The sequence below is a fragment of the Tateyamaria omphalii genome (assembly GCF_001969365.1).
In the GTDB taxonomy this organism is placed as follows: domain Bacteria; phylum Pseudomonadota; class Alphaproteobacteria; order Rhodobacterales; family Rhodobacteraceae; genus Tateyamaria; species Tateyamaria omphalii_A.
In genome coordinates, this window is record NZ_CP019312.1 from 1,074,575 (window position 1) to 1,094,075 (window position 19,501).

Here is a 19,501-nt window from a genome sequence, read left to right on the forward strand (position 1 = left end):
AGACAACCGCTTACCGGACGACATTCACCTTACCTGTACATTTACCAAGGTTAAGATCTGGTTACGTCGCGTGTTAGCCAGCCAAGGCCTGCGCTGATGAGCGCGAGGGCTGTGGCGATCCAAGCAAGACCCGAAAAGGCGGCTGTCATGGCGGCGCCATGCGTGGCCGTATCGCTTTGCACCCCAAAGCTCGCCGTGCCGCCCGCACCGGTGTAGAGCGCGGCGACGATCCCGCCGACGGCAGCGACCGAGATCAGGCCAGCCATGCGTGTGACGGCATTGTTGATGCCGGAGGCGATGCCCGATTGATCCTCGTCCACGGCGGCCATGATGGCGGTCGACAGAGGTGCCACGACCGCGGCCATGCCAAGGCCCACGAGGCACATGGCGGGCAGCATGTGGGCCCAGAAGTTCTGGTAGGGCGCGAGGAGGGCCATGGTGGCGTAGCCCATGGCCACGACGAGCGATCCGCCCATCAGCAAGGGGGCGGGGCCGATGCGATCGGCCAACCTGCCCGCGCGAGCGGAGAGCAGCGAGATAAAGACCGACATGGGCGCGAAGGCGGCGGAGGCTTCGATCTCGCTCAGGCCCCATCCGGCGATGAAGGTCATGGGCATGAAGAAGAACATGATCGACAGGGCCGAATAGAGCGCGAAGCTGAGCGCGTTGGCGGCAGAGAAGGGGCGAGAGGCAAAGAGTGTGAGCGGCATCATCGGGTGCGTGCTGCGGCTTTGGGTCCAGAGGAAGATCAGCAGCATGACCGCGCCGCCGGTTAACCACAGCGTGGCCCCGCCGCCCTGGTCGAGCGAGGTCAGCCCCCATGCGATGGCGAGAAGTGCGAAGGTGGCTGTGAGGGCGCCGGGGATGTCGACGCGGGCGTCGTCCCTTGACGGGTCCTCGGCCAGGTGCCGCCAGAGGAGATAGAGGGCGAGGCCACCAAGGGGTAGGTTGATGGCGAAGATCCAGCGCCACATTTCTGGCCCGCCCACGGTCAGCGCCAGACCGCCGATGATCGGTCCTGCGGCGGTGGTCAGCGCCGAGGCGGCGGCCCATATGCCGATGGCGCGGCCCCTGCTTTCCCGAGGATAGGCGCGGGCGATCAGGGCCAGTGAGCCCGGCACCATGACGGCCGCACCGATGCCCTGTACCGCGCGTGCGATGATCATGAAGAGCGGCGTAGGGGCGAGCGCACAGAAGATGGAGGCCACGACAAAGAGCGCGATGCCAAGGCCAAAGACGCGGCCCAGCCCAAAGCGGTCGCCCATGGCCCCGCCCACGAGGATCAGGGCCGAGAGCGTGAGCATGTAGGCGTTGTGGATCCACTGCGCCTGTATCAAATCGGCGCCGAGGCTGTCGCGCATGGCGGGCAGGGCGATGGCGACAACCGTGCCGTCGATAAAGCCGAGCGACGAGGCGAGGATGGCAGCGACAAGGATGAAGGGACGGCTGCGTTCCGCACAAAAGCCCGCATAAAAAACGGGCGCCGCAGGTGTCTGGGGCGCCCGTTGGTCTGTCATGTGGTAAGACCCTTAGCCGTTTTGCTGCGGCGCAGGTGCTGGTTGTTGCGGCGGCTGCGCCCGGGGCTTGTTGCCACCGGCGTTCAACGGATCGTCCTGTCGCTGCACGGAGCCTTCGAAATGGGCACCGGATTCGATGGCGATGGTTTTGTGAATGATGTCGCCCTCGACCCGTGCGGTCGAGGTCAGGCGCACCTTGAGACCGCGCACGCGGCCCACGATGCGGCCGTTGATCACGACGTCGTCGGCGACGACCTCGCCCTTGATCGTGGCGCTTTCACCGATGGTCAGCAGGTGGGCGCGAATGTCGCCTTCGACTGTCCCTTCGACCTGGACGTCGCCGGTGGTTTTCATGTTGCCGGTCACATGCAGGTCGGCAGACAGCAGCGAGGCGGGCGGTTTCGCCTTGGGCGCGCTGGCCTTGAATTCGCTTTGCGATTTGGGTGCTGCGGGGGCAGGCGCGGCCGGTGCCGCGGGTTTGGCCGCGTCCGTGCTCGGGCCAGGTTCGTTGATTTTGCTCTTAGAAAACATCGTTGGCTGCCTTGATATAGATCATCGGGTTGACGGCTTTTCCGCCGACGCGGACTTCGTAGTGCAGATGCACGCCGGTGACCCGTCCGGAGGCTCCCATATCACCTATCCGGTCCCCGCGCGAGACCTTTTGGCCAACTTTCACACGAAGACGTGCCAGATGGGCGTAGCGCGTTTCGATCCCGAATTCATGTTGAATTTTGACAAGTCGTCCGTAGCCCGATTGCCAGCCTGCATGGGTGACGACGCCGTCGGCGGTGGCATAAAGCGGGGTGCCGAGCGAGGCGGCGAAATCGACGCCATTGTGCATGCGCCGCCCGCCGGTTTTGGGGTCGCGGCGGAAGCCAAAGCCAGATGTGAAGCGGAAGGAATTTTTGACCGGAGTTGCAAACGGCGCTTTCTGCGCGGCGATCCGGTAGAGGTTGAGCGTGTCCATCTGGTTCAGCAGACGGTTGGCGCGGCGGGTGTCTGGGCTGGGCTCTTCGCCGCGGGTCGAGAAGCTGAGCGGCGTGAGCGGGCCGCCCTGGCCGGAATAGCCGCGCCGCACCTCTTCGATGATCCGGTCGGTGGGCATGCCTGCGGCGCGGAACATCTTGTCCAGCGGTGCGACGGAGACGGTCATCGCCTCTTCGAGCTGGCGGAAGATCTGGTCGTTCTGTTCTTTCATCAGCGCGATTTCGGACGCCATTTCGTCAGCGGCCAGAAGCGCGTCCTGCGCGTCACGTTCGATCTGGTCCCGTTCAGCGGCGGTTTTGGCGAGCGCCTGAGCCACGAAATCTATGGGTGCCCCACCAGAGTTTGCGGCCAGTGCGGTGCCCGCCCCTCCGGTTTCGACCTTCTCTTGCAGCGTTGCGAGTTGGTTGCGGGCCGCTTCGCGGTCTTTCATCGTGCCGCGCAGCGTGGCCTGGATCACCTCGATCCCCGTCTCAAGCTCGCGGCGGCGGGTTTCGGATGAGAGCAGTTCCGACTGCATGACTGAAATCTGTTCAAGGGCGGCGTTGAAGCGGTTTTGGGCCGCGAGCGCCTCTTCGGCGCGGGCATCGCGCTGGCCAGCCAGATCGTTCAGACGCGCCTCATAGGTGCGTTGGTCGCGCTTGGCCTGTTCGCGGAAATTGCCCGATCCGATGCTGTCCATCAGCAGGATTGCGGTGGCGATGATCGCCCACGCAACGAGGAAGGAGCTGCCAGTGAAGGCGATCAATTGGGTGCCGGGTCGGAGCCGGATGAACCGGGTGTCATTGTCCGATTTCAGGAAAACGCGCCGCTCCGGAAAATAGTGTTCCAGCAGGCCGTGCCATTTGATCGCGAGGCGTGTCCGCAAAATCCTCGTCCCTTGTCCCATCCCAATGTCGGCGCTCATATCCCCAAACGAGGCGCCTTGACGCCTGTGCATAAAGTCACACCGCTTTGGCGGCAAGTCTGACGTGACGATCTGGCGAAAAGCGGTGCTGAAATGTGTCAGATTGGCGGAAAACCGCCCATTTAACCATACGGTTAGGTTTGGTCAGTCGGCCACCGCGAGGGGCCAGTAGAGGTCGGGCGGCAGGCCCGCCTCGGCCCGCTTTTCTTCGTTGAAGGGTGGTTTGAGGGGGCTGTGGAAATAGCGTTGCACCAATGTGTGAAAGGCGTCTTTCGGGTCGAGGTTGTCGCGCCCGCAGAGGAAGTGGAACCATTTCGAGCCGTACGCCACATGCGCGACTTCTTCGGCATAGATGGTTTCAAGCGCGGCGACGGCGCTGTCGAGCTTGGCTGTGCGGAAGATGTCGATCATGCCCGGTGTGACGTCGAGCCCGCGGGCTTCGAGCACCATGGGCACGACGGCGAGGCGGCCCATGAAATCCTGGGCTGTATCCTCGGCCGCGCGCCACATGCCCGCGTGGGCGGGCAGGGCGCCGTAGTGGCTGTCCAGTTCCTCGAGGCAGTCGCACATGAGGTTGAAGTGCTTGGATTCTTCGTCCGCTGCCTTCACCCAGTCGTCGTAAAAGCCCATGGGCATGGGGATGTGCGTGAAGCGGGCGATGATGTCCCAGTGCAGGTCAACGGCGTTGAGTTCGATATGGGCGACGGCGTGCAGGAGCGCGATGCGGCCTTGGGGCGAGCCGGGGCGGCGGCGGGGCACCTCGCGTGGGCTGAGGAGTTCGGGCTGGGCCGGGCGCGCGGGGTGCATGGGCGGATCGGCGGTGCCGATCTCGGGCGTGTGGCCATCGGCGCGCGCGGCTTTCCATTCGGCAGCCAGTTTGCGCGACAGCGCGGTCTTTTCGCGGCCATCGGCGGTGCGCAGCACGGCCTCGGCCATTTGGGCGAGCGGCATCATGGGGCGCGGGCCGGCCGGGCGGCCAGGAGTGTGGTGTCGGCGTTTTCAAACTGTGGCATTGTCCTGCTCCCGGCAGTTCATGCGGCGCTGAGCCGCCCGTGGCGTGCGTCCCTGTGGAACTGGTATCCACGGATCGTTCCCATCCTACAAGGTCGAAGCGGAAAAATGAGCCTGATCCAGCCGCTTTAGGAAGGCGGCTGTCAGTGCTTGATCGGCCTGCAAGACGTGGCTGCAGGACGCAGTCGGGTTGTTCTGATCCAGCCACGATACCCGGGTCGTTGGGCCGCGTCATCGGTCTCGCGACCCTCAGGCGTGTCGCTGATGCGTGCCCGGCGCATGTGCCAATGGATGGAGGCCGGATGGCGGTAACGGGGTCTAACTCTGCCTGATTTGCGACCAATGTGCATCGGTCCATCATCAATTCCAATGATATGCGGCGCCGGACTGGTATGCTCTGGCTCAGCCGCTATATTTTCTACCTGAGCGGGTATTTCGCAATACATTTGACGCGCCCTACTGCTTGCGATTGCGCAAGACATAATCTGATCCGTCGCGGGGCAAGTTACACGTCTGACGCGTCGCGAAGGAGATGGAGATGTAAGTAAGTGCCGAACTATTCCTTCATAGGGTACGACCCGGGCGTGATCGGTTTTTCTGGTGGTTCGATAACGCTTTCGGCGTCTTTCGATCCCGCGACTGACCGGCGGGTCTTTGATGTCACCGATGAGGCCGGGGGAACTGTTCAGGGCGGCAGGGCGGACGAGGGAATACGGTTTGATGGGGACCGGTTCAGCAACGAGCTTGGCGATGACGCCACACAGGTGGGCGATGTCACAAGTCTGGACGGCAGCACGACATTCGCGTCGGGCCGGATTTACCTCGAGCAATCATACGCGCTGACGAAACCGGCGGGCGGAACGATCAACCTGTTCCGCGTCGAGGTGGAGGGCACGTTTGTCGGCTACATCGTTTCCGAACCTCTGCAGCCGGGCGTCAACTATCCCTTCACAACCGCGAACGTCGTCCCGACGAATGCGCCCAATACCGATGAGCTTGCCGGTGAGCTCACGGATGTGCCCTGTCTCGTGCGCGGCACTCTGATCTCGACCAGCGCGGGCGATGTTGCCGTCGAAGACCTTGAGGTCGGGCAGTTGCTGCGCACGATGGACAACCGCCTTGAGCCTATTCTCTGGATTGGTCATTCCACGGTCAGCGCATCCATGCTGGCGGCGACGCCAAAGCTGTTTCCTGTCAAAATCCAAAGATCGGCACTGGCAGAAGGCTTTCCCAGACGCGATCTGTGGATATCGCGGCAGCACCGGGTGGTCGTATCATCCAGGATCGTGTTGCGCATGTTTGACACTGACGCCGTCCTGATCGCGGCCAATAAACTGGTTGGACTGCCGGGCATTGACGTCGACCACACGGTGGATGGCGTCGAATACTTCCACATTTTTCTGCAAAAGCATGACGTCATCCTGACCGAAGGTGTGCCGACCGAAAGCCTGTATACGGGGCCACAGGCCATGGAGGCGGTCGGACCATCGGCACAGAGGCAGTTGCGGCGCCTGCGCCCGGAGCTGGCATTAGCGAATTATGAGCCGGTCGCGGCGCTGCCCATACCGGATGGCAAACGCCAAAGGGCATTGGTTCAGCGACACAAGAAAAACAGCAAGCCGCTGTTGGAGCTGTACAGGGCCTCCACAGACGTGATGTGTCAGGTGGCGACGGGGCCCGCCGATGTTTAAAGCCCGTGGGCAGGCCCCGATGCGTTACAGCGCCTTCACAGCAGCCAGAACCGCCTCGGCGTGGCCCGGCACTTTGACCTTGGGCCAGGTCATTGCGACATTGCCCGCCGCGTCGATCAGGTAAGTCGTGCGTTCGATGCCCATGTACTTTTTGCCGTACATGTTCTTTTCCTTCCACACGCCGTAATCTTCGCAGACCGTGCCGTGTTCATCCGACAAAAGGCCCACGGTCAGCTCGCGTTTCTTGGCGAACTTGGCGTGGCTGGCCACGCTGTCCTTGGAGATGCCGAAGATCTTGGCGCCGGCGGCTTCGAACTCGGACATGTGTTCCGAAAACGCGATGGATTCCTTGGTGCAGCCGGGTGTGTCGTCGCGCGGATAGAAGTAGAGGACAACCGGACCGCCCTGTAGTGCCGAGAGCGTCACGTCGTTGCCGTCCGCGTCGGGCAGCGTGAAATCAGGGGCGGGCGAAGCGATGTCGAGCATGTTTTGGCCTTTTCATTACTCTTGGGAAAGTTGTGACTGGCATGATAGGGCTGAGCGGACAAGAATAAAGACATGAGCAGTGCCGACCCCGTAACCGACCCGCCCCCCGCGCGGAAAAAGAGCCTGTGGCGTCGCCTTGGGCTGGGAAGCATGTGCGCGAGCCTGGTGTTTGCCGCCGTGATGGGGGCGTCGGTTTACGTGCTGATCGGGCAGCCCGTGATGGCCCCCGGTTGGCTGCGCGACCGGATCGAGACGCGGGCGGGCGAGGCGCTGGGGGCGGCATCGCTGCGCTTTGACGCGCTGGATCTGGTGGTCGAGGACAGCACGAAGCCGCGCGTGCGCATGACCAATGTGCAGGTTTTGAATGATGCGGGCGTCGAAATTGTCGGCTTTTCCGAGATGCGGATTGGTCTGTCGCTGGCCGATCTGGTGCAAGGCGCGTTCCGTCCGACCGAGATTGGCATCACGGGCGTCTTTGCCAAGCTGCGCCGGGAGATCGACGGATCGGTGATCCTGTCGGGGGGCCTGGACCTGGGCGCGCCGTCGCAACAGGCCGACACGTTTGCCAAGCTGATCGAAGGCATCGACGACTTGGTGTCGATCCCCGGCCTGTCGGCCCTGACGCAGGCCGACGTTCAGGCGCTGACCCTTGAGGTCGAGGATGTGCGGTCCGCCCGCGCCTGGACCGTTGATGGTGGGCGGATGCGTCTGACCCGCGAGGGCGACATGCTGCGCGTGACCTCGGACCTTGCTCTGTTGAGTGGCGGGCAGGGGGTGGCCACGCTGGAGGCGAGTTACGAGAGCAGCGTGGGCGCCTCGGCCGCGACCTTTGGTGTGTTGGTCAATGATGTGGATGCGGGTGATATTGCCGTGCTCGCCCCCGCCTTTGAGTGGCTGGATGTGGTGCGTGCGCCGATTTCCGGCGCGGTGCGCGGGGTTTTCGGCGTGGACGGGACGCTGGCCCCGATCAATGTGGCGTTGAACATCGGCGAAGGTGTGATCCAACCCACCGACGCGACCCGACCTGTCCCGTTTCGGTCGGCGCGCAGCTATTTCAGCTATGATCCCGAGGGCACTGTTCTGCTGTTTGACGAGTTGTCGGTCGACAGTGCGTGGATCACGGCGCAGATCGACGGGCAGGCCGTGCTGGGCATTGACGCGCGTGGTGGCCTGGATGACCTGGTGGGGCAGTTCCGCGCCTCGTCCCTGCGGGCGAACCCGGATGATCTGTATCCCGAGCCGATTGAGATGGAGGCGGCGCAGATGGACTTCCGGTTGCGGCTGGATCCGTTCCGGCTGGATATCGGGGAGGCGCTGTTTCAGGATGAGGGGCAGGACCTGATTGCGCGGGGCGCGCTGCTGGCCGACCCGGGTGGATGGAGCTATGAGGTGGATGCGCAGATGGCGGGCATGGCGCCCGAGCGGTTGCTTGAACTGTGGCCGGATCGCTATGCGCCGAAGGCCCGCAAGTGGGTTCTGGACAACCTGCTTGAGGGTCAGATGCGCGATCTTGCGCTCGCCTTGCGTGACACGCCCGACAGCGAGGTCGTCGCCTATACCAGCTTTGCCTACGAAGATGCGAAGGTGCGGTACCTCAAGACCTTGCCCCCGGTCGAAAAGGCGCGGGGCAGCGCGAGCCTGCTGGACGGTCGGTTCGTGGTGTCCGTCGATCAGGGCCATGTGACAGCGCCTCAGGGCGGGCGGATTGATGTGAGTGGGTCGTCCTTTATCATTCCGGATGTGCGCGCGCGCGAGGGCGTGCCTGCCGTTGTTCGGTTGGCCACCGATGGGACGGTGACGGCCGGTTTGTCGCTGCTGGATCTGCCGCCGCTCAACGTGATGGAGCGGGCCGGGTTGTCGCCCAGCATCGCTGATGGGCGGATTGCGGCGGAGGGTACTCTGGCCTTTGCAATGAAAAAGGGCCTGACGCCAAAGGATGTGCAATATGACGCCAGCGGCACGGCCCGCGACGTGCTGAGCACGGCGCTGATCGAGGGGCGGCGGGTGGCGGCGGACCGATTGCAGGTCGTCGCCTCGCAATCGGGTGTCGCGGTGTCGGGGCCAGGGACGCTGGATGGCGTGCCATTTGACGTGACCTGGGCCCAGCCTTTGGGACAGGGGCCGCAGCCCAGCACGGTGCGCGGATCCATCGAGCTGTCGGAGCGGACGATTGACGCCTTTGATCTGGGCCTGCCTGCGGGGCTTGTGACGGGGCGGGGCAGCGGGGATATCGAGATCGCGTTGCCTGCGGGTGAGGGCGTGCCGTCCTTTGTGCTGTCGACGAACCTGCGCGGGGTGCGTTTGTCGTCGCCCCCGTTGGGATGGTCGAAACCTGCTGCAACACCTGCATCGCTGTCGCTGTCCGGCGCGTTGGGAGAAGCGCCGCGGGTGGACCGCTTGGTGCTCGATGCGCCGGGGTTGCAGGCCGAAGGCAGCATCACCGCGACACCGGGCGTGGGGTTGGAGCGTGCCAGCTTCAGTTCCGTGCGCGTGGGCAACTGGATGAACGGTCCCGTGGAACTGGTGGGCCAGGGCCGGGGTGCGCCGCCTGCCGTTGTGGTCCGTGGCGGGACGTTGGACTTGCGCGAGGCGGACTTCGGCGGCTCGGGATCCGGAACCGGCGGGCAGCAGGGCGGTGGGCCACTGAGCCTGACGCTGGACCGTTTGCAGATCACGGACACTATCGCGCTGGACGGGATGTCGGGTCAGTTCAATATGTCGGGCGGTCTTGATGGCACCTTTACCGCGCGGGTGAACGGGGGCACGCCCATTCGCGGGCAGGTGCTGCCGCAAGGCGGGCGCAGCGCCATCCGGATCACATCGAGTGATGCGGGCGGGGTTGCGGCTTCGGCCAGGATCCTCAAACAGGCGCGGGGCGGGACGCTGGATCTGACGCTGCTGCCTGTCGGCGCCGCGGGTTTTGACGGCACGCTGTCGGTCAAGGAGACGCGTATTCAGGATGCGCCAGCGATTGCGGCGCTGCTGAATGCGTTGAGCGTGGTCGGCCTGATCGAGCAGATGGGCGGCAGTGGCATTCACTTTCAGGACGTGAGCGCGTCGTTCCGGCTGACGCCTTCGACCATGACGCTGACCCAGGCGAGCGCGACGGGGCCGTCGATGGGGCTGTCGATGGACGGTGTGTATGATGTGGCGGGGGGACAGTTGAATATGCAGGGTGTGATTTCGCCCCTGTTTCTGATCAACGGGATCGGCAGCATCTTTACCCGGCGGGGCGAGGGGTTGATCGGGTTCAACTACACCTTGCGCGGACCGGCCGCCGACCCGCGCGTGCAGGTCAACCCGCTATCGGCACTCACGCCGGGCCTGTTTCGCGAGATTTTCCGCACGCCGCCCCCGGATTTGCCGCAGGTCGAAGGCGAAACACCGGCACCGGTTGTGCCCGAAGCCTTTGCCCCGGCGGACCCCGGACCAAGTGACGCAGAGCGGCGGCGGCAGGAACGTCAGCAACGTATTGATGAACGCTGAGCGCGCCGCTAGGGGACGCGCATGAAACTGGATGACTTCGATTTCGACCTGCCCGAGGGCTTGATTGCGACCCGGCCTGCTGCGCCGCGATCGTCCGCGCGGCTCTTGGTGGCGGATGGCGACGCGATCCACGACCAGCATGTGACGGACCTTGTGTCTTGGCTGCGCCCCGGCGACTTGCTGGTTCTGAATGACACCCGCGTGATCCCGGCGCGGCTGTTCGGCACGCGGGCGCGCGAAAGTGCGCAGGGGTTGACCGAGGCGCGGATCGAAGTGACCCTGCTGGAGCCGCGCGCCGATGGCAATTGGGCGGCACTGGTCAAGCCGCTGAAGAAGGTGAAGCCCGGCGAGGTCGTGCGCTTTTCCAACGACCTGTCGGCTACGCTGACGGGCAGTGCAGACGGGCAGGGGCATTTGCAGTTCAACCTGACTGGTGATGATTTCGATGCGGCCTTGGCCGAGGCGGGGGCAATGCCCTTGCCCCCTTACATTGCGGCCAAACGGCCCGCTGACGACAAGGACAAGACGGATTACCAGACCATATGGGCCAAGAAGTCTGGCGCGGTTGCGGCCCCGACCGCATCGCTGCATTTCGATGACGCGCTGATGGCGGCGCTGGCCGCGCGCGGGGTCGAGACGACCTATGTGACGCTGCATGTGGGGGCGGGGACATTCCTGCCGGTCAAGGTCGATGACGTGACACAGCACAAGATGCACGCCGAATGGGGGCAGGTGTCTGAGCGGGCGGCTGGGGACATCGCAGCGGCCAAGGCGCGGGGCAACCGGGTGATTCCCGTGGGCACCACGGCGCTGCGGTTGATCGAGACGATGGCCCGCGACGGTGGAATTGCACCTTGGGAAGGGGATACGGACATTTTCATCTATCCCGGCTTCACCTTCGGCGTGGCAGACGGTTTGATGACCAATTTTCACCTGCCCAAATCGACGCTGATGATGCTGGTGTCGGCGTTGATGGGGCAGGAGCGGATCGCGGCCATCTACGATCACGCGGTGCGGTCCGAGTATCGGTTTTTCTCTTATGGGGACGCGTCGCTTTTGTTGCCGCAAACGTGACACCGGAAACCGACGTTGAGGTGTCGCACTTATCTGCGACACGAGTTTTGTGCCCGTGTGACACGGGACCCGTGCCAGCAAGGAGTTTGGCGAGATGTTCCAGGTACTGACAAGCGCGTGGGCCCTGCTGTTTGGCATGGGGCTGCTGATGGTTGGCAACGGGATGCAGGGCACGCTGCTGGGCATCCGGGGCGAGATCGAAGGCTTTTCGACCGCTGAGATGTCGATTGTGATGTCCGCCTATTTTCTGGGCTTTTTGGGTGGCAGTCGCATGGCGCCCCGTATGATCCAGCGCGTGGGGCACGTGCGCGTGTTTGCGGCACTTGCCTCGCTGATCTCTGCCGTGATGATCCTGTACCCGACCTTTGCTGACCCTTGGGCGTGGACGGTGGGGCGGGTCGTGATCGGGTTTTGCTTTTCCGCCGTTTACGTCACGGCGGAGAGCTGGCTGAACGATGCGGCGGACAATTCGAACCGGGGCAAGGCGCTGTCGCTGTACATGATCGTGCAGACCACCGGCATCGTGGTCAGCCAGTATCTGTTGCTGACCGCTGATCCGTCGGGTTTTGTGCTGTTTGTGATTCCGTCGGTGCTGGTGTCGCTGGCGATCACGCCGATCCTGCTGTCGATCAGTCCGGTGCCCGCCTTTGACACCACGAAACCGATGACCCTGCGCGAGCTGGTGGGCTATTCGCCCTTGGGCTGCGTGGGCATGTTCCTGCTGGGCGGTGTGTTTGCCGCGCAGTTCGGGATGGCAGCGGTGTATGGCACGGCGGCGGGGCTGAGCATCGCCCAAATCTCGGCCTTTGTATCGACGTTTTTTATCGGGGCGGTGGTGCTGCAATATCCCATCGGCTGGATTTCGGACCGGATGGACCGGCGCGTGCTGATCCTGATCGTGGCGGCCATTGGCGGGGTGGGGTCGGTCATCGGTCTTATCCTGGGCGGCAATTTCGTGATGCTGCTTGTGTCGGCCTTTGTGGTCGGGGGGATGTCGAACCCGCTTTATTCCCTGCTGCTGGCGCACACGAATGACTTTCTGGAGCACGAGGATATGGCCGCCGCGTCAGGCGGGTTGGTGTTTATCAACGGCTTGGGCGCCGTGTTTGGCCCGTTGATCGTGGGTGCGCTGATGGAGAGCGTTGGGCCATCCGGCTTTTACATGTTCACCGGCGTTCTGTTTGCGGCCCTTGTCGCCTATGCCGCCTATCGGACGACGCAGCGTGCGACCATTCCGGTGGACGAGACGGGGGCGTATGTGGTCATGTCGCAGGCCACGACCACCCCCGTGGCTATGGAAATTGCTCAGGAATACGCCATCGAGACCGATCTGGAGGGCGAGGACGACAACCGAGCCGCGTAATGTGTCGCACCTGTTGTATTTCGTGATTTGGGACCCAAGGTAAACTGTGTAACGGTTTTTTGGCGGGACATGGGTAGGGAGAGACAACCATGATGGGTCCGGACGATGTATTGAGTTTTTGGTTGGACGAGTGCAGTCCGGAGGATTGGTTCAAGTCTGATCCCCTGTTTGATCAGGCCATACGTGACCGTTTTGGCGCCACTTGGAAGGCAGCAACCGAAGGCAAGTTTGCGCTGTGGTTGACCTATCCTTCGGGGGCACTGGCCTACATCATTCTGACCGATCAGTTGCCGCGCAACATGTTCCGCGATGATGCAGGTGCGTTTTCCACCGACCGCGCGGCCTTGGCCGCTGCCAAGTCTGCGATCAGCAAGGGGTGGGACATGCGCATTGATCCGCCGGCACGGCAGTTCTTCTACATGCCACTCGAGCATTCGGAGAACCTGTGTGATCAGGAGCGTGCCGTGCGCCTGATCTGCGAGCGGATGGAGGACGACACGTTCCTGCTGCATGCCCGCGCTCACCGCGAGGTGATCCGCCAGTTCGGTCGTTTCCCGCATCGCAACGCAGTGCTGGGCCGGGCCACGACCGCCGCCGAAAAGGCGCATCTTGAGGCGGGCGGCTATGGCGAGGTTGTGCGTGGATTGCAGGGGGCAGAGGCCGCCTGAAACCTTTTCCCGGATTGAGGCGTTTGTGACGCGGGGCTTTCCCCTGCGTCAGTCGATTTGTCGCGCTCGGCTTTCGTTGAGACTTGTCCAGAAATAGTTTAACGGTAAACTAAATCTGACGCAGCGCTTGGCAAGGAGCTTGATATGGCAGCGAAATCCTTTGACGTGGTGGTGATCGGTTCTGGCCCCGGAGGTTATGTGGCCGCCATTCGGGCGGCGCAGCTGGGTCTGAGCACCTGCGTTGTCGAGCGTGAGCATCTGGGCGGCATCTGCCTGAACTGGGGCTGCATTCCGACCAAGGCGATGCTGCGGTCATCCGAAGTGTTTCACCTGATGCACCGTGCCAAGGAGTTTGGTCTGAAAGCCGATGGCATTGATTATGATTTGCCTGCTGTTGTCGACCGGTCCCGCAAGATCGCGGGGCAGTTATCGGGCGGCGTGCAGCACCTGCTGAAGAAGAACAAGGTGACCGTCATCATGGGCGAGGGCACGATCCCATCCAAGGGCAAGGTCAGCGTCAAAACCGACAAAGGGACGGAGGAGTTGGCGGCCAAGAGCATCATCCTCGCCACTGGTGCGCGCGCGCGCGAGTTGCCCGGGCTTGAGGCGGATGGCGAACTGGTTTGGACCTACAAGGCGGCGCTGACGCCAAGCCGCATGCCGAAGAAGTTGCTGGTCATTGGATCCGGTGCAATCGGGATTGAATTTGCGAGCTTCTACAACACGCTTGGGGCCGACACGACCGTGGTCGAGGTCATGGACCGTGTGCTTCCGGTCGAGGACGAGGAAATCAGTGCCTTTGCCAAGAAGAGCTTTGAAAAGCAGGGCATGACCATCATGCAAAAAGCGATGGTCAAGCAGCTGGACCGCGCCAAGGGCAAGGTGACCGCGCATATCGAAGTGGGCGGCAAGGTCGAGAAGCACGAGTTTGACACCGTCATTTCCGCAGTAGGAATTGTTGGCAATGTCGAGGGGCTGAACCTTGAGAAACTGGGCGTGAAGGTGGACCGGACCCACGTGGTGACGGATGAATTCTGCCGCACTGGCGTCGAGGGGATCTATGCCATCGGTGACATCGCGGGCGCGCCGTGGCTGGCGCACAAGGCGAGCCACGAAGGTGTCATGGTGGCCGAGTTGATCGCGGGCAAGAACGACGTGCATCCGATCAAGCCGAACTCCATTGCGGGCTGCACCTATTGTCACCCGCAGGTGGCGAGCGTCGGCCTGACCGAGGCAGCGGCGAAAGAGGCCGGGCACGAGATCAAGGTCGGCAAGTTCCCGTTCATCGGCAACGGCAAGGCGATTGCCTTGGGTGAGCCTGAAGGCATGATCAAGACGGTGTTTGACGCCAAGACCGGCGAGCTGCTGGGCGCGCATATGATCGGGGCGGAAGTGACCGAGCTGATCCAGGGCTATGTCGTGGGCCAGGCGCTTGAGACGACGGAAGAAGACTTGATGCACACCGTCTTCCCGCACCCGACGCTGTCGGAGATGATGCACGAGAGTGTGCTGGATGCATATGATCGCGTGATCCACATGTAAGCGCACTCCTTTTCCTGATTCCGCAGAACCAATGGCTGCTACAGTGCAGCCATTGGTTTTTTGATTCTGGGGGATGTCATGCGCAATGTCTTTGCACCTTTTCTTGCTGTGGTAATCGGGCTGTCGGTCTTGGCCAAGCCCGTATCGGCACAACAACTCATGTTCGAATATTATACGATGCTGACGCCGCAGGACACATACAATTCGCGGGGGGCGCCGCTGAACGATGTCTGCGGCATCGTCCAGCAAGACCGGGCGAATGTGCACAAGTTTGGACGGCGGGACGCGGGCGACAGTGTTGATCCGTTCTTTACCACCGCAGAGCGGCGCGCGATGATCGCTGGACGGTGTCAATTCAGTAAAGCGCATCACACGGTGGCGCGCATCCGGTCCGCCGTCGTCGGGTTTGTCCTTGTCCGTGTGTTTGGAAATGGCAGTGCCGTAAGCCGCGTCGAGATATATGAGGCGGCGGGCTGAACAGCGCTGTGCCGCGTGCTAAAGCGGAACCTTTGATCCACATCTAAAGCGCAGGCCGCGCACATATCGCGGCCTTGCAGCCCCCCGCGTTCAGGCGTAGCCGGTGGGCATGGTCGACCGCACCTCCTTCCCACTTGTCTTTGCCCTTTGGGGCGCGGGCCTTGGTGCGGCGGGGCAATACGCCAAAATCTCAGTCATCTTTGACCAGCTTCCGGCGGTCTACCCGGATGCCGGGGCCGCCTTGGGCTTTATCGTGTCCCTGGTGGGGTTTCTGGGCATCGTATTTGGCGTCGTTGCCGGGCTGGTTGTTGCGCGCATTCGCTACCGGCGTGCGATGCTCGGGGCGCTTTGGGCCGGGGCTGCGCTGTCGCTGTTTCAGGCGACGTTGCCGAGCCTGCCTTTGATGTTGGCGAGCCGCGCTTTGGAGGGTGTCTCGCATCTTGCCATGGTGGTCGCTGCGCCCACCTTGATCGCGCAGCTGAGTGCGGAGCGGCATCGCGGCTTTACGCTAACGCTGTGGAGCACGTTTTTCTCAGTCGCGTTTACGCTGCTGGTAGCGCTTGGTCTGCCACTGGTTGATGCGCTGGGGTTGCCGTCACTGTTTGTCGCGCACGCTGTTTGGCTGGCGGTCTTTGCTGTGATCCTGGGCCTGTTCTTGCGCCCCATCGAGGTGCCGCCAGAAGGCACGTTGTCCTTGTCGGGTATCCTGCGCGACCATGTGACCATCTACCGCTCGCCCCGGATCGCGGCGCCGGGGGCGGGGTGGATGTTTTACACATTCTGTTTTCTGGCCATCCTGACGGTGTTGCCGCCCTATATCGCGCAGGAATGGCGGGCCTGGGTGATCGGGGCGATGCCGCTGGTGGCCATTGCGGTGTCGCTGACCTTTGGCGTTTATCTGCTGCGCTTTATCTCTGCGGTGATGCTGGTGCAGGTTGGTTTTGCGCTGTGCATCGCGTCGCTTTTGTGGCTTTGGGTCGCGCCCGGCCTGCCGGTTGCCTGTCTGGCGCTGGCGGGTGCGCTGGGGTTGGTGCAGGGGGCGAGTTTTGCCGCCGTGCCGCAGTTGAACGACACGGCGGCCCATCAAAGCCAGGCCTATGGCGGGTTGGCGCAGACCGGCAATCTGGGCAACACGCTGGGCACGCCGGTGTTGCTGGCTGTCCTGAGCGTGGCGGGATTTCCGGGCCTGGTGTGGACCTGCATCGCTGTCTTTGCCTGTGGGATTGCGGCCCATGCGTGGATGGCGGCGCGCCGTTCCTGACAGGTTGCGGCAGCAACGCGCATGTTCACGCTGTGTTCTGATTTTTCCGTTGGCTGTTTGGGCCATCTGACCTATGTACAGATCGTTAATCCGGGGGGCTGACATGGCCGAGCAAAAGAATATCGAGGTGCGCGGCGCGCGCGAGCACAACCTCAAGAGCATCGACGTGGATATCCCGCGTGACCAACTGGTTGTGATCACTGGGCTTTCGGGGTCGGGGAAGTCATCGCTGGCCTTCGACACCATCTATGCCGAGGGGCAGCGCCGGTACGTAGAATCGCTTTCGGCCTATGCGCGGCAGTTTCTGGACATGATGCAGAAGCCGGATGTGGATCATATTTCGGGCCTGAGCCCAGCGATTTCCATCGAGCAGAAGACGACGTCGAAGAACCCCCGGTCGACCGTCGGCACTGTGACCGAGATTTACGACTATATGCGGCTGCTCTTTGCCCGTGTCGGCACGCCCTATTCCCCCGCGACTGGAAAGCCTATTGAGGCGCAGCAGGTGCAGGACATGGTCGATCGCATCATGGCGATGGACGAGGGGACGCGCGCCTATTTGCTCGCCCCGATCATCCGCGACCGCAAGGGCGAGTACCGCAAGGAGTTTCTGGAACTGCGCAAGCAGGGGTTCCAGCGGGTGAAGGTAGATGGGTCGTTCTATGAACTCGACGAGCCGCCGACGCTGGACAAGAAATTTCGCCATGACATTGATGTGGTGGTGGACCGGATCGTCGTGCGTGAGGGGCTGGAGACGCGGTTGGCGGACAGCTTGCGCACGGCTTTAGACTTGGCCGATGGCATCGCAATTCTTGAGACGGCGCCGAGTGAAGGTGACCCGGAGCGCACAACGTTCTCCGAGAAATTCGCCTGTCCGGTCAGTGGCTTCACGATCCCTGAGATTGAGCCGCGGCTGTTTTCCTTCAATGCGCCTTTTGGCGCGTGCCCATCCTGTGACGGGTTGGGGCATGAGCTGTTCTTTGATGAACGGCTGGTGGTGCCGGATCAGACTCTGAAGGTTTATGACGGTGCGTTGGCGCCTTGGCGGAAGGGGAAGTCGCCGTACTTCCTGCAAACCATCGAGGCAATCGCCAAGCATTACGAGTTCGATCCGCAGACCAAGTGGAAGGACCTGCCGAAGCATGTGCAGCAGGTGTTTCTGTATGGCTCGCATGATGAGGAAATCCCGTTCCGCTACGATGAGGGCGGCCGTGTCTATCAGGTGACGCGCGTGTTCGAAGGGGTGATCCCCAACATGGAGCGCCGCTATCGCGAGACGGATTCGAACTGGATTCGTGAAGAATTCGAGCGCTATCAGAACAACCGGCCCTGCGGCGATTGCGGCGGCTACCGTTTGCGCCCCGAAGCGCTGGCGGTGAAGATCGGGCCGCGAGATGATCCGGACAAGCTGCTGCATGTCGGGCACGTGGTCGAAATGTCGATCCGCGAGGCTTATGCTTGGTGCCAGGAGGTTCCGAAATATCTGACCGACCAGAATAACGAGATTGCGCGCGCCATTCTGAAGGAGATTCGTGAGCGGCTGGGGTTCCTGAACAATGTTGGTCTTGAGTATCTTACCATGTCCCGGGCCAGCGGTACGCTGAGCGGGGGTGAGAGCCAGCGTATCCGGTTGGCGTCGCAGATCGGATCGGGGCTGACGGGGGTGCTGTACGTGCTGGATGAGCCGTCCATCGGGCTGCACCAGCGCGACAATGACCGTCTGCTCGGCACGCTGAAGAACCTGCGGGACCAGGGCAATACCGTGATCGTGGTCGAACATGACGAGGAGGCCATCCGCGAGGCAGACTATGTGTTCGACATTGGGCCGGGTGCCGGGGTGCATGGGGGCGAGGTTGTGGCGCATGGTACACCGGACACACTGGCAGCGAGCGGCTCGATCACTGGCGACTACCTGTCCGGCAAGCGCGAGATTGCGTTGCCGCTGGAGCGGCGCAAGGGCAAGAAGGGCAAGAAGAAGCTGACCGTCGTCAAGGCAACCGGGAACAATCTACAGAACGTGACCGTCGATTTCCCGCTGGGCAAGTTTGTCTGCGTGACGGGCGTGTCGGGCGGGGGCAAGTCTACGCTGACGATTGAGACACTGTTCAAGACCGCCTCGATGGCGTTGAACGGTGCCCGCCAGACGCCCGCGCCCTGCGAGACGATCAAGGGGCTTGAGCATCTGGACAAGGTCATCGACATCGACCAGCGGCCCATTGGGCGGACACCCCGGTCAAACCCGGCGACCTATACGGGGGCGTTTACGCCAATCCGTGACTGGTTCGCGGGGTTGCCCGAGGCGAAGGCGCGCGGCTACAAGCCCGGGCGTTTCAGTTTCAACGTCAAGGGCGGGCGGTGCGAGGCGTGCCAGGGCGACGGGGTCATCAAGATCGAGATGCACTTTCTTCCGGACGTCTATGTCGAATGCGAGACCTGCAAGGGCGCACGTTACAACCGCGAGACGCTGGAGATCAAGTTCAAGGGCAAGTCCATCGCTGATGTGCTTGATATGACGGTCGAGGATGCGCAGACGTTTTTCCAGGCGGTGCCGTCCATCCGGGAAAAGATGGATGCGCTGATGCGTGTCGGCCTTGGCTACATCAAGGTGGGCCAGCAGGCGACCACGCTTTCGGGCGGCGAGGCGCAGCGGGTGAAGCTGTCGAAGGAGCTGTCGAAACGATCGACGGGTCGGACGCTGTACATCCTGGATGAACCGACCACGGGTCTGCACTTCGAAGATGTGCGCAAGCTGTTGGAAGTGCTGCATGAACTGGTGGATCAGGGCAATTCGGTCGTGGTGATCGAACACAATCTCGACGTGGTCAAGACCGCGGATCACATCATAGACATTGGCCCGGAAGGCGGTGATGGCGGTGGTCAGGTCGTTGCAACGGGTACACCCGAAGAAGTGGCAGAAGTCGCCGAGAGCCATACTGGACAGTACCTCAAGCCGATGCTGACACCACGCAAGGTTGCGGCAGAGTAATTCCCGCTTCACATCTTGAATGTGAATCGGATTAACACCATCTCATCT

General features: G+C 62.5%; 14 protein-coding genes. 9 read left to right on the forward strand and 5 right to left on the reverse strand.

Annotation, left to right across the window (positions count from 1 at the left end):
• Nucleotides 1-50 precede the first annotated feature (50 nt).
• The 4 genes from BWR18_RS05320 to BWR18_RS05335 form a co-directional block, all read right to left on the reverse strand.
• The gene (locus BWR18_RS05320; RefSeq protein WP_076627036.1) at nucleotides 51-1,517 is read right to left on the reverse strand and encodes an MFS transporter; all 1,467 of its coding nucleotides are present in this window, start codon (nucleotides 1,515-1,517) and stop codon (nucleotides 51-53) included.
• Between the two features lie 12 nt (nucleotides 1,518-1,529).
• Complete coding sequence (locus BWR18_RS05325) at nucleotides 1,530-2,048, reverse strand: bactofilin family protein (RefSeq protein ID WP_076627037.1); 519 nt, start codon at nucleotides 2,046-2,048, stop codon at nucleotides 1,530-1,532.
• Nucleotides 2,038-3,369, reverse strand: coding sequence for a M23 family metallopeptidase (locus tag BWR18_RS05330; protein ID WP_076630139.1), 1,332 nt, complete (start codon nucleotides 3,367-3,369; stop codon nucleotides 2,038-2,040). Before BWR18_RS05330 ends, BWR18_RS05325 begins: the two co-directional genes overlap by 11 nt.
• A gap of 183 nt (nucleotides 3,370-3,552) precedes the next feature.
• The gene (locus tag BWR18_RS05335) at nucleotides 3,553-4,362 is read right to left on the reverse strand and encodes a ferritin-like domain-containing protein (RefSeq protein ID WP_076627038.1); all 810 of its coding nucleotides are present in this window, start codon (nucleotides 4,360-4,362) and stop codon (nucleotides 3,553-3,555) included.
• Nucleotides 4,363-4,967: 605 nt separating this feature from the next.
• Between BWR18_RS05335 and BWR18_RS05340 the strand changes: the two genes are divergently transcribed.
• The gene (locus BWR18_RS05340; protein ID WP_083957644.1) at nucleotides 4,968-6,110 is read left to right on the forward strand and encodes a Hint domain-containing protein; all 1,143 of its coding nucleotides are present in this window, start codon (nucleotides 4,968-4,970) and stop codon (nucleotides 6,108-6,110) included.
• Nucleotides 6,111-6,134: 24 nt separating this feature from the next.
• Here the strand turns inward: BWR18_RS05340 and bcp are convergent, their stop codons facing one another.
• Nucleotides 6,135-6,596, reverse strand: coding sequence for a thioredoxin-dependent thiol peroxidase (gene bcp, locus BWR18_RS05345; RefSeq protein WP_076627040.1), 462 nt, complete (start codon nucleotides 6,594-6,596; stop codon nucleotides 6,135-6,137).
• 72 nt (nucleotides 6,597-6,668) lie between these two features.
• On the opposite strand from bcp, the gene BWR18_RS05350 reads away from it, so the two are divergent.
• The 8 genes from BWR18_RS05350 (at nucleotide 6,669) to uvrA (ending at nucleotide 19,453) form a co-directional block, all read left to right on the forward strand.
• Nucleotides 6,669-10,082, forward strand: coding sequence for a hypothetical protein (locus tag BWR18_RS05350; RefSeq protein ID WP_157598657.1), 3,414 nt, complete (start codon nucleotides 6,669-6,671; stop codon nucleotides 10,080-10,082).
• Between the two features lie 21 nt (nucleotides 10,083-10,103).
• Nucleotides 10,104-11,156: a tRNA preQ1(34) S-adenosylmethionine ribosyltransferase-isomerase QueA gene (gene queA, locus BWR18_RS05355; protein ID WP_076627042.1), complete on the forward strand. Its 1,053-nt coding sequence runs from the start codon at nucleotides 10,104-10,106 to the stop codon at nucleotides 11,154-11,156.
• Nucleotides 11,157-11,250: 94 nt separating this feature from the next.
• The gene (locus BWR18_RS05360) at nucleotides 11,251-12,519 is read left to right on the forward strand and encodes an MFS transporter (RefSeq protein WP_076627043.1); all 1,269 of its coding nucleotides are present in this window, start codon (nucleotides 11,251-11,253) and stop codon (nucleotides 12,517-12,519) included.
• An 89-nt stretch (nucleotides 12,520-12,608) separates the two neighbouring features.
• Nucleotides 12,609-13,187, forward strand: coding sequence for a DUF924 family protein (locus tag BWR18_RS05365; protein WP_076627044.1), 579 nt, complete (start codon nucleotides 12,609-12,611; stop codon nucleotides 13,185-13,187).
• 144 nt (nucleotides 13,188-13,331) lie between these two features.
• A complete protein-coding gene (gene lpdA / locus BWR18_RS05370; protein WP_076627045.1) occupies nucleotides 13,332-14,729 on the forward strand; it encodes a dihydrolipoyl dehydrogenase in 1,398 nt (465 codons plus the stop codon).
• A 159-nt stretch (nucleotides 14,730-14,888) separates the two neighbouring features.
• Nucleotides 14,889-15,206: a hypothetical protein gene (locus BWR18_RS05375; RefSeq protein WP_157598658.1), complete on the forward strand. Its 318-nt coding sequence runs from the start codon at nucleotides 14,889-14,891 to the stop codon at nucleotides 15,204-15,206.
• Nucleotides 15,207-15,315: 109 nt separating this feature from the next.
• Nucleotides 15,316-16,467, forward strand: coding sequence for an MFS transporter (locus tag BWR18_RS05380; protein WP_076627046.1), 1,152 nt, complete (start codon nucleotides 15,316-15,318; stop codon nucleotides 16,465-16,467).
• Nucleotides 16,468-16,570: 103 nt separating this feature from the next.
• Nucleotides 16,571-19,453 carry an excinuclease ABC subunit UvrA gene (gene uvrA, locus BWR18_RS05385; RefSeq protein WP_076627047.1) on the forward strand — a complete coding sequence of 961 codons (2,883 nt, stop codon included), beginning with the start codon at nucleotides 16,571-16,573 and terminating at the stop codon, nucleotides 19,451-19,453.
• Nucleotides 19,454-19,501: the final 48 nt, after the last annotated feature.

Bases quoted from the DNA above. Each gene is read 5' to 3' on its own strand.
- BWR18_RS05365 (WP_076627044.1), top strand. From the start codon at position 12,609: ATGATGGGTCCGGACGATGTATTGAGTTTTTGGTTGGACGAGTGCAGT.
- queA (WP_076627042.1), top strand. From the start codon at position 10,104: ATGAAACTGGATGACTTCGATTTCGACCTGCCCGAGGGCTTGATTGCG.
- bcp (WP_076627040.1), bottom strand. From the start codon at position 6,596: ATGCTCGACATCGCTTCGCCCGCCCCTGATTTCACGCTGCCCGACGCG.
- BWR18_RS05360 (WP_076627043.1), top strand. From the start codon at position 11,251: ATGTTCCAGGTACTGACAAGCGCGTGGGCCCTGCTGTTTGGCATGGGG.
- uvrA (WP_076627047.1), top strand. From the start codon at position 16,571: ATGGCCGAGCAAAAGAATATCGAGGTGCGCGGCGCGCGCGAGCACAAC.
- BWR18_RS05375 (WP_157598658.1), top strand. From the start codon at position 14,889: ATGTTCGAATATTATACGATGCTGACGCCGCAGGACACATACAATTCG.
- lpdA (WP_076627045.1), top strand. From the start codon at position 13,332: ATGGCAGCGAAATCCTTTGACGTGGTGGTGATCGGTTCTGGCCCCGGA.
- BWR18_RS05320 (WP_076627036.1), bottom strand. From the start codon at position 1,517: ATGACAGACCAACGGGCGCCCCAGACACCTGCGGCGCCCGTTTTTTAT.
- BWR18_RS05350 (WP_157598657.1), top strand. From the start codon at position 6,669: ATGAGCAGTGCCGACCCCGTAACCGACCCGCCCCCCGCGCGGAAAAAG.
- BWR18_RS05380 (WP_076627046.1), top strand. From the start codon at position 15,316: ATGGTCGACCGCACCTCCTTCCCACTTGTCTTTGCCCTTTGGGGCGCG.
- BWR18_RS05335 (WP_076627038.1), bottom strand. From the start codon at position 4,362: ATGATGCCGCTCGCCCAAATGGCCGAGGCCGTGCTGCGCACCGCCGAT.
- BWR18_RS05325 (WP_076627037.1), bottom strand. From the start codon at position 2,048: ATGTTTTCTAAGAGCAAAATCAACGAACCTGGCCCGAGCACGGACGCG.